Origin of the sequence: Paraburkholderia sp. SIMBA_027 (assembly GCF_046535315.1) — a bacterium.
GTDB classification, from domain to species: Bacteria; Pseudomonadota; Gammaproteobacteria; order Burkholderiales; family Burkholderiaceae; genus Paraburkholderia; species Paraburkholderia tropica.
Window position 1 is genome coordinate 1 of record NZ_JAWRWY010000581.1, and the last position, 272, is coordinate 272.

Here is a 272-nt window from a genome sequence, read left to right on the forward strand (position 1 = left end):
GACGGCAACATTTCGCTAAAGTCACGCCCCTTCTTCACCGGCATGGGGATTAATTCGTGTTTATTGGTTTTGATTACGGTACAGCAAACTGTTCAGTGGCGGTCATGCGTGACGGTAAACCGCAATTACTGAAAATGGAAAACGACAGCACGCTGCTGCCTTCAATGCTTTGTGCGCCAACGCGTGAAGCGGTAAGCGAATGGTTGTACCGCCATCATGATGTTCCGGCAGACAACGATGAAACGCAGGCGCTGTTGCGTCGGGCGATTCGT

General features: G+C 51.5%; 1 protein-coding gene. It reads left to right on the top strand.

What is annotated here, in order from left to right:
- Nucleotides 1–56: 56 nt before the first annotated feature.
- Nucleotides 57–272, top strand: a 216-nt coding sequence (locus SB764_RS40340) for an Hsp70 family protein (protein WP_410866801.1), incomplete at its 3' end; no start/stop codon positions are given.